General features: G+C 68.0%; 6 protein-coding genes. 2 read left to right on the top strand and 4 right to left on the bottom strand.

The genetic code is table 11. The features are described 5' to 3' along the window. Both G6035_RS16395 and G6035_RS16390 read right to left on the bottom strand, forming a co-directional pair. On the bottom strand, window positions 1–560 hold a 560-nt coding region (locus G6035_RS16395), incomplete at its 3' end, for a hypothetical protein (RefSeq protein ID WP_176618169.1). Next, a complete protein-coding gene (locus tag G6035_RS16390) occupies window positions 550–1,326 on the bottom strand; it encodes an alpha/beta hydrolase (protein WP_371131050.1) in 777 nt (258 codons plus the stop codon). The genes G6035_RS16395 and G6035_RS16390, both read right to left, overlap by 11 nt. Window positions 1,327–1,485: 159 nt before the next feature. On the opposite strand from G6035_RS16390, the gene G6035_RS16385 reads away from it, so the two are divergent. After that, window positions 1,486–2,496, top strand: coding sequence for a 1-acyl-sn-glycerol-3-phosphate acyltransferase (locus G6035_RS16385; RefSeq protein ID WP_371131049.1), 1,011 nt, complete (start codon window positions 1,486–1,488; stop codon window positions 2,494–2,496). 94 nt (window positions 2,497–2,590) lie between these two features. After that, on the top strand, window positions 2,591–4,000 hold the full coding sequence (locus tag G6035_RS16380; RefSeq protein WP_371131048.1) for a class II 3-deoxy-7-phosphoheptulonate synthase: 1,410 nt from the start codon (window positions 2,591–2,593) through the stop codon (window positions 3,998–4,000). 32 nt (window positions 4,001–4,032) lie between these two features. Here G6035_RS16380 and G6035_RS16375 read toward each other — a convergent pair whose 3' ends face one another. Both G6035_RS16375 and G6035_RS16370 read right to left on the bottom strand, forming a co-directional pair. Beyond that, a complete protein-coding gene (locus tag G6035_RS16375) occupies window positions 4,033–6,123 on the bottom strand; it encodes a PASTA domain-containing protein (RefSeq protein WP_176618168.1) in 2,091 nt (696 codons plus the stop codon). A gap of 82 nt (window positions 6,124–6,205) precedes the next feature. Next, entirely contained in the window at window positions 6,206–7,756 is a 1,551-nt protein-coding gene (locus tag G6035_RS16370) for a LysM peptidoglycan-binding domain-containing protein (protein WP_256128059.1), read from the bottom strand. Between the last annotated feature and the right edge of the window lie 120 nt (window positions 7,757–7,876).

Here is a 7,876-nt window from a genome sequence, read left to right as displayed (position 1 = left end):
ACGACTGCGCCGTCCCCGCCTTCGTGATCGCGGTTCTTCGGCAGCCGGTAAATCAGGTAGCCGGTGCCCGCCAGGAAGGCCAGGATCACGCCGATGACAGCCACCAACGGCATGCCGCGCCAAAAGATCGCGGCCAGCACCAGGAAGATGGGTCCGCCGGCGGCGCCGATCCAGGCGAGCACCATGGCAGGTTCCGCCCCGGCCAGGCTCGGCGGCACCGGAGGGACAAATTCGTCGTCCGGATCCGCTGCCGCGTAGTCGCGCGGACCGGTGTCCGGGGAGGCGGGCCCGCCGCGGCCGCCGCCGTAGGGCGGTTCCTCCGGGGCGGGCGAAAGCTGCCGGCGCCACACGCCCAGGGGGTCGAAGTCGTCCACGCCCTTCGACGGGCCGGCAGCCGGGGCAGCGGGGGGCGTGCCGGCTTCGTCCGCCGCCTCAGGGAGGGCGCCCTCCATGAAACTGTCGTCAGGCTCCTGGAGCCGGGCCACCAGGTCGAGCCAGACGGCCTCGTCGCGGTCGTCGCCGCCGGTGCTCGGGGTGTCGTGGCCATGGTCAGACTGCACGTGCATGCCTCCGGAAGAAGTCACTGGACTGGGAGAAGATCTGTGCGGCGTCATTGTCCATGGTTGCCACATGGTAGCTGTTGCCCAGCGGCACCACCTCGAACTCCTTCGCACCTATGCCGGCCCGCAAGGCGGCCATGCTGGATTCCGGCACCACGTGGTCCACGGTGGAACGGAAAACGATAGTGGGTGCCACCACGCGGGGCAGCTGGGCGATGGTGTCGGCGAACAGCTTGGAGAGTTCATGGACGGCGGCCACCGGCGTCCGCAGGTAGGCGCCCTCGGTGATGCCCGGGGCCTTGATGTCGTCGCCAATGGCCGGCACGCTTTTGAGCATGTGCCGCAACAGGCCCGAATATTTGGCCCGGCCGTCGCTGAACGTCAGGCCGGGATTGACGACGGCGACGCCGGCCACCGGGTGGTTGGCCGCGACCCGCAGGGCAAGGGCGCCGCCCATGGACAGCCCGGCCACAAAGACGGTGTCGCAGCGGGCGGAGAGTTCCAGATAGGCGGCTTCAAAGTCGCGGTACCAGTTGGTCCACGGCGTGCGCGAAAGGTCCTGCCACGTGGTGCCGTGGCCCGCCAGCAGCGGCATGTTCACGGCATAGCCTTCGTTGGCGAGGGACTCCGACCAGGAGCGGAGGCTGACGGGGGAGCCGGTAAAGCCGTGGCTGAGTGCCACACCGACGCGCGCCAAACTGCCATGTCCGTCCGAGCGGAAGGATTGCGCCGTTGCCATGGTGGCCTCCGTGAAGTCAGGTGCCATGAGTATAGGCACCATTTTCGGGCAGACACCAAAGGTGCGACGCATCCGCGTCACCACCCATGGCGCCCCACTTACTAGACTACTGTTGTTACGTTGGGTGCGGGTGGACGCATCGGGCACGCCTGGCTGAACCCGGTCCCGCCGGAGAGGATTATTACCGTGATTTATTGGGTGCTCAAGAAGATCTTCCTCGGACCGGTGCTTAAAATCCTGTTTCGCCCCTGGACGAAGGGCCTGGACAACCTGCCGGTGGACGGCCCGGCCGTGCTGGCCAGCAACCACCTTTCCTTTTCCGATTCCATCTTCATGCCCCTGATGGTCCCGCGCCCCGTCGTCTTCCTGGCCAAGAGTGACTACTTCACCGGACGCGGCCTCAAGGGCCGGCTGACCGCTGCCTTCTTTAAGCTGACCAACCAGCTGCCCATGGACCGCTCCGGCGGCAAGGCCTCCGCCAACTCGCTGCAGACCGGGGTGGAAGTCCTCAAGGACGGCGGCCTGCTGGGCATTTACCCCGAGGGAACCCGCAGCCCCGACGGCCGGCTGTACCGCGGGAAGGTGGGGGTGGCCAAGCTGGTCCTGACCGCCAACGTGCCCGTGATCCCCGTCGCCATGATCGGCACCGACAAGGTCCAGCCCATTGGCCGGCGCATCCCCAACATCCGCCGCCTGGGTGTCATCTTTGGCGAACCCCTGGACTTCAGCCGCTACCAGGGCCTGCACGACGACCGCTTTGTCCAACGCTCCGTGACGGACGAGATCATGTATGAGCTGATGCGCATTTCCGGACAGGAATACGTCGATTCCTACGCCAGCACCGTCAAGGACCGGATTGCGGCGGAAAAGGCCGGCAGGACTGCCGGCGCCAAGGCCGGTGCCAAGTCCGGCGCTGAACCCAAGGCGCCGGGCCAGGCAGCGGCCGCCCCGGAGGACGGCGCGAAAGCCGCGGACGCCGTCCGCATCGACCCCTCTGAGACCGTGGCCCCGGGGACCGTGACCGTGATCGGCGCCAAGGCCGGGCCGAAGCGTCCGCGCATTATTGCGGAAGACGTTACGGCCGATGACGTTACGGCGGATGGCATCCTGGCGGACCCTTTGCCGGCGGCAGGAGGGGCCGATGCCGTGAACCAACCGGATCCGGGCGAAATTCCGCCGGAAACAGCGCCACGGTAGGCCCAAGCGGAGGGGAGTGCGCACGGAAAGGCCGTCGCATCTCATGACTCGGACAGGTTCCCGCGGCAGTTGCGCAGGGGGTTAGTCTTGAGGGGTGACTGAGCTAAATGCCCCCGTAGCGCCCACACCCGCCGCCATGTCCGTTCCCGGCATGTCCCTCCCCGGCGCTGCCGTGTATCCCGGCCTTGACGATTGGCGTGAACTGCCCATCGCGCAACAGCCCACCTGGGCCGACCCCGAGGTGTTTTCCGCCAGCGTGAAGGAGCTCTCCTCGCTGCCGCCGCTCGTGTTTGCCGGCGAGGTCGATGTACTGCGTTCCCGCCTGGCCAAGGCCGCGCAGGGCAAGGCGTTCCTGCTGCAGGGCGGCGACTGCGCCGAGACCTTTGAGGCCGCCACGGCCGACCGGATCAGCTCGCGCGTCAAGACGATCCTGCAGATGGCGGTGGTGCTCACCTACGGTGCCCAGCTGCCCGTCATCAAAATGGGACGCATGGCCGGCCAGTTTGCCAAGCCGCGCTCATCCAACGACGAAACCCGCGACGGCGTGACCCTGCCGGCCTATCGCGGCGACATTGTCAACGGCTTTGAATTCACGCCCGAGTCGCGCAGGCATGACGCCTCGCGCATGCTCAAGGCCTACCACACCTCCGCGTCGACGCTGAACCTGATCAGGGCGTTCACCCAGGGCGGCTTCGCCGACCTCCGGCTGGTCCACGAATGGAACCGCGGCTTCACCTCCAACCCGGCGCACAGCCGGTACGAGAAGCTGGCCAAGGACATCGACCGGGCCATCAAGTTCATGGCCTCCTGCGGTGCCGACTTCGAGGCGCTGAAGACGGTGGAATTCTTTGCCAGCCACGAGGCCCTGCTGCTCGATTACGAACGTGCATTGACCCGCATCGACTCCCGCACCGGAACCCCCTATGACACCTCGGCACACTTCCTGTGGATCGGCGAGCGGACCCGCGACCTGGAGCAGGCGCACGTGGACTTCCTCTCCCGCGTCCGGAACCCGATCGGCGTCAAGCTCGGCCCCACCACCTCCCCGGACGACGCGCTGCGCCTGATCGAGAAACTGGACCCGAACCGCGAGCCCGGCCGCCTGACGTTCATCACCCGCATGGGCGCCACGAACATTCGCGAGAAGCTGCCGAACCTCGTGGAGAAGGTCACCGCCTCCGGCGCCCAGGTCCTCTGGGTCACCGACCCCATGCACGGCAACACCGTCACCTCGCCCAACGGCTACAAGACGCGCAACTTCGACGACGTCATCGACGAGGTCCGCGGCTTCTTCGAGGTCCACCAGGCACTGGGCACCTTCCCCGGCGGCCTGCACGTGGAGATGACCGGCGACGACGTGGCCGAGTGCCTCGGCGGCGCCGACCCCATCGACCAGGAAGCGTTCCTGACCGGCTACGAATCCGTGTGCGACCCCCGCCTGAACCACAAGCAGTCGCTCGAGATGGCCTTCCTCGTGGCGGGGGCGCTGAGCCAAAGCAAGTAGCACCGCCCGGCAGCCGGGCTCCGGCGGCCGGGTCAGATGACCTGCAGGGTGACCGTGCTGCCTTCGGGGGCCTTCCCGCCCTGCGGGTCCTGGAAGCGCACCGTGCCGAAGAAGCCGCCAAACAGCTTTTCCACCTTCACGGTGAAGCCGCGGGCCTCGAGCCGGGAGCGGGCGTCGTCCAGCTGCCTGCCCACCACATCGGGCACCTCAACCATTTTGGGGCCCTTGGAAAGGGTCACGGTGACCGTGCCCCCGGCGGTGAGGTTGCCGCCGGCGGGCGATTGGGCGGCAACGGAGCCGGCAGGGACGGTGGTGCTGTAGACCTGCCCCGCCGCGACGGCGGGCACGAGGCCAAGTTCCTTGAGCGCGGCCTGTGCCGCGGCGGCGGGCCTGCCCACGACGGACGGCACCGGGATCGGCCTGGGGCCCTTGGAAACCACGATGTCCACCTTGGTGTTGCCCCGGAATTGTGTGCCGGAGGCCGGATTCTGGCTGACGACGGTGCCGGCTGCGCCCTTTTCGTCGTATGCCTCCGTCACGGTGCCCGTCGCGAGGTGGCCCGCCGAGAGCGCCGCCTGGGCCGCGGCGAGCGTTTTGCCGGCAAGGGCCGGCACGGGGTACAGGACGGGACCCTTGGAAACCAGGATCGTCACGCCCTGGAATTTGCGCTGTTCGGTCCCTCCCGTGGGGTCCGTGTCCACGGCCAGTCCGGCGGCGGTCTTTTCGTTGAAGACCTCCGACGTTGCGGCCAGCTGGAACCCGCGGGCCTGGATCAGTGCCTGCGCCTGCGCCACGGTCTTGTTGTGGACGTCCGGCACGGTGGCCAGCGCGCCCGGACCCATCCCCAGGAACCAGCCTGCCGCGGCCACCAGCAGCGCCAGCAGGGCCACCACCAGGATCCAGAGGGTGGCCCGGCGCCGTGGATGGGCCGTGCCCAGGGTGGCGATCGGCTGGGCGGCGGTCCGGGCGCGCTCCCGGGCTGCCATGCGCACGGACCGCTTGGAAGGCGCCTGCCCGCCCGTCCCGGCTGCGTTCCGGCCGACGCCGGCCCCCGGCTCCAGCGCCATCGTCATGTTGGGCGTGGCATAGGCTGACGGACGGCCGTTCTCGTCGACATACAACCTGCCGGGGGACGGAAGCACACTCGTGGGGTTTGCCGGTGCGGCGATGACGGCGGTCTCGTTGCCCGGGCTGCCGTAGGGCGGGGCCAGGGCCTCGGTCACCGCGCCCGGGGGCAGGGGGCGGGATCCCGCGCCGATTCCGCCGGCGGCAAGCTGTTCCGGCGTCAGCGTGCGGCGGATGTGGCGCAGGTCCTCCAAGAGCGAGGCACCGTTGGCCGGCCGGTTGTCCGGGTCCTTTTCGGTCATGTAGCGCACCAGCTCGTCCATCTCCGCCGGGAGCCCCGGCACGGCGGCGGAAGGTGCCGGCACGTCGTCGCGCACGTGCTGCATGGCCACGGCGATGGGCACCTGGCCGTGAAAGGGCTGCTGGCCCGTGAGGAGCTCGTACAGCATGATGCCGGCGGAATAAATGTCGCTGCGGGCGTCCCCGCCGCCGCCGTTGACCAGTTCGGGGGCGATGTAGCCCACGGTGCCCATCAAGGTTGCCGTGTTCGTTGTGGTCGTGACGGCGCGGGACAGGCCAAAGTCGCCGATTTTTACCCAGCCGCTGCGCGAGACCAGCACATTTTCAGGTTTCACGTCCCGGTGCACGAGCCCTGCGGCGTGGGCAGCGGCCAGCCCCTCAACGATCGGGTCCAGTAGTTCCAGCGCCGCCCCGGCGGTCAGCGGTGCCGTGGCATTGATGACCTCCCGCAGGGTGTGGCCGTCTATGTACTCCAGCACCAGGTAGGCATGCTCCGCGCCGACGCCGTGGTCATGGATCTGCACGACGTGGGGGTGGGACAGGCTGGCCGCGCTCCACGCCTCACGTTGCAGGCGTTCGAGGAAGGCGTTGTCGGTGGCCAGGTGCGGGTGCAGGATTTTGAGTGCGATGTTGCGGTTGAGGCGGACGTCCTTGGCCAGGTAGACGGTGGACATGCCTCCGCGGGCCACCTTGGCCAGCACCAGGTAGCGGTCGTCAACTGTGGTCCCGATCAGGGCATCAAACGGCTCGTCTTGCACCCTTCGATCTTATTGGGTGAAACGAAGGGGGGCCGCCAGCAACACTCGCTGGCGGCCCCCGGCCCTGCATGGAAGCAGTGGATCAGCGGAAAAGTTTCCGGTTGGCCTTCACGCTCGCCACGTAGGCCTTGGTGTCCGCGAACATGCCGTGGACGCTGACGGAATATTGCCCCTGGTAGTACCCGGCAATCGCCAGGTCCTCCGTCTTGGCGTCCTTCAGGAGCGCCCTGATGATGGCGACGCCCGCCGTGACATTGTCCTGCGGGTCGAGCAGGTTCAGCTTGCGCCCCACCATCCCGGACGCCCAGTCGCCGGCGTCGGGGATGACCTGCATGGTGCCGATGGCGTTGGCGGGCGAGACCACCTGCTGGTTGAAGCCGGATTCCTGGTAGGCGAACGCCATGGCCAGCGACGGGTCCACGCCCATGCTGGCAGCGGTCCGGGCCACCATTTCCTTCATCTGTGCCTGCGACGGCACGGGTGCGGCGAGCAGGGCCTGCAGGTTCTTGTTGGCATCGGCCACCACGGCGGCCGGGTACGTGTAGTGCAGGAACGTGTTGGGCACCTTGGGGACCGCCGGCTTGATCGGCGTGATGGAACTGGATGCCGCACTGACGCCGGGGATGGAAAGTGTCTTCCCGGCATAGATGATGCCGTTGACCGAAATCCCATTGGCGGAGGCGAGCGACTTCAGTGGGACGCCGTGCCGGGCGGCAATGCCGGAGAGAGTGTCACCGGACTTGATGACGTACCTGCCGTACGACGCCGGCGTGGTGCTGGAGGCCCTGGCCGGAGCTGCCGCCGGGGCCGGCGCAGACTTGGCGAGCTTGATGGTCTGGCCGGGGTAGATGACGGTGGCGTTGTTCATGCCGTTGGCGCTCATCACCGATGCCAGGGACACCCCGTGCCGGGCGGCGATGCCCGAGAGGGTGTCACCGGACTTGACCACGTAGCTGGCCGCGGACGACGCCGGCCGGGCGGCCTTGGCGGGCGCGGCCTTGGCCGGGGCAGCCTTGGCCGGGGCAGCGGACTTGCTGAGCTTGATGGTCTGGCCCGGGAAGATGACGGTGGAGTTGTTCATGCCGTTGGCTGAGAGGACGGAGGCCGTGGACAATCCATGCCTTGCGGCAATGCCGCTGATGGTGTCGCCTGCCCTGACGGTGTAGGTGGATGCCTTGGGCGCGGCCTTGGCCCGTGCCGGGGCAGCGGCGCCGCCGCTGACCTTGATCAGCTGGCCCGGGTAGATGATGCTCGTGGCGCTGAGCCTGTTCAGCGCCAGCACGGCGTTCGTGGACAGCCCGTGGCGGGCGGCAATGGCGGAAATGGTGTCGCCGGGGACAACCTTGTAGGTCTTCGCCGCAGGGGCCTGCGGTGCGATCCGCGTCGGAATGGACCCGGCCACCACGGAGGCGGGGATCCCTGCCGCCTTCGGTCCGGACTGGACTGCCGTGGCAAGCCCGCCGTGGGTCACTGCGGAGGGAAGGATTTTGGGGCCGGCCGGGACAGCGGCCGCCGAGGCGGGCTGGGCCAGCGCCAGCGATGAAAGCATCACCACCGGAATGGCGGCCGTGGCAACAGCCGCCAGCTGCCTGCCGCTTGAGGGCGCGGGCCGGGAGGGACGTTGGGAAGTCATGGGTGTGATCCTCTGGTTTCCGTGACGATTGGTGCTCATGATGATGATGTTACTTGTGTGACTAATGTGAATTTACACCAAAACCGCTCAGCAAGCAGTGCCCCGGGCGTAAACTGGCTA

The organism is Arthrobacter sp. SDTb3-6, from assembly GCF_013376095.1.
Taxonomy (GTDB): Bacteria; Actinomycetota; Actinomycetes; order Actinomycetales; family Micrococcaceae; genus Specibacter.
The sequence above is the reverse complement of the archived record's forward strand: the minus strand, read 5'-3'. Positions and strand labels throughout refer to the sequence as shown.

Bases quoted from the DNA above. Each gene is read 5' to 3' on its own strand.
- G6035_RS16390 (WP_371131050.1), bottom strand. From the start codon at position 1,326: ATGGCACCTGACTTCACGGAGGCCACCATGGCAACGGCGCAATCCTTC.
- G6035_RS16370 (WP_256128059.1), bottom strand. From the start codon at position 7,756: ATGACTTCCCAACGTCCCTCCCGGCCCGCGCCCTCAAGCGGCAGGCAG.